The organism is Cryomorpha ignava (genome assembly GCF_010686655.1).
In the GTDB taxonomy this organism is placed as follows: domain Bacteria; phylum Bacteroidota; class Bacteroidia; order Flavobacteriales_D; family Cryomorphaceae; genus Cryomorpha; species Cryomorpha ignava.
On the sequence record NZ_JAAGVY010000111.1, the window covers coordinates 1 to 1,631 of the forward strand.

The window sequence follows — 1,631 nt, forward strand, 5'->3', positions numbered from 1 at the left end:
GCAATCATAAATTTCTCAATGATTGTTTCATTTTGAGTCGTCATACGGTAAATGTACACTCCATTAGGAAGTGCAGCACCGTTGAAGTCAAGGCGGTATTCGTGGCCTTGTTGTGCTTCTTGATTAAACAATGTAGTGATATTACGTCCGCTCATGTCATACACTTCTACAAGTGTGCGACCTGTTTCGGCAGTTGTAAATACTACTTGCGATGGCCCTGAAGTAGGGTTCGGGAAAGCAGTAAGTTCACTTTGTAGTTCACCTTGTAGTGGGTTAAGTGGACCTGGTCCTTCTACATTATCAATACATCCTGAAGCCATATCACCATTAATAAAGGTGAACGGATCGCCACTAAGCATGGCAGGCCAGGTTGTAATTGTAGATGCATCAGTCGCGCTGATTTCAACAAATGCATTTTGAGTCGCACTTGAAGTTACCAGGTTACCCGCATTTGGCGAAGGAGCCATACCATTTACTCCATCAGGAATGCTTCCAATTAGAATAGCATTTCCGAAAGGTACTACTTCATACAATTCGCTCACTGAACGTCGTGCAAGATACATTGTACCATTAAGTACTGCGATGTCACCACCAAATACCGGAGCATTTGCATAGAAAGATGCAATACCTGTTACAAGGTCAATGGATGCGATTGCATCTGAATTGGCATCACCCACATAAAGTTCTCCATTGTTTGAGTCGTAAACGACAGCAGTAAGCTGGTCTACACCACCAAGAATTGGAAGATCGCCCTGGAATGTATTTGTACTCACGTTGTAAACACGGATTATACTACCGTCTTTGTTTACAAAATACATCAAGCCATCTTCTGGGTTATAGCCAATATGCGCTTCAAAGTCAACATTGGTTACATAGGTTAGTTCTGCGTTACCGGCTACAAAATCAACTGTGTAAAGGTCTGAACCATCTATATCAGGCCCGTGGTTTACATAGAAGGTAGTGTAGTTATCGCAATCGCTTACAGTTTCTCCTGTATTACATCCAGAAGCCAAATCGCCATCGCGGAGTGTATAAGGATTACCATCAAGCTCAAGCATATAAGAACCTGCATTTGTGCCATTTGAATTGTACAGCTCAAGACTCATCAAGCCTTGTGCAGACAAGAGAAGTTGATCGCCATCTGTGGCAGCTAAACCAGTAACTTTTATTGGAACGTTTCCAAGTAGCACATCCGGCGTTGGAGCAGGATATACTTCGTATAATCCGTTTCCGCTGCGAGTTGCCATGTATAGCATACCGTCAGAAGTAAAGGCAAGGTCACCCCCTGTAACAGGTGAATACGTGTCGTAAGGTGTTACAACGTTTGTACCCACATTCAGAGAGAAAATTGCATTTTGATTCTGGCTACCAAACAATAGTTTACCACTTGGGCCACCTAATGCATCTGGAGCAAAAACAGCCGCAGTAATCTCACCGTAGTCAGCACCAAGCATTACTGTTGGCCCCCACACTCCACTAAGTGGATTGAGTGTACGGTATGAATTTTCGTGCTTGCTTACAGCATAAATCAAGTTGTTTGTTGCACTAAAAGCAATGTGAACTTCGATGTCGCTTGTAGCGATGTAATCCATTGTAGCTACACCACCACTAAGGGTTACTTCGTAGATATC

General features: G+C 43.1%; 1 protein-coding gene. It reads right to left on the bottom strand.

Translation table 11 applies throughout. From position 1 onward, the window contains the following. On the bottom strand, positions 1 to 1,631 hold a 1,631-nt coding region (locus tag G3O08_RS20595; RefSeq protein WP_163287333.1), incomplete at both ends, for a T9SS type A sorting domain-containing protein.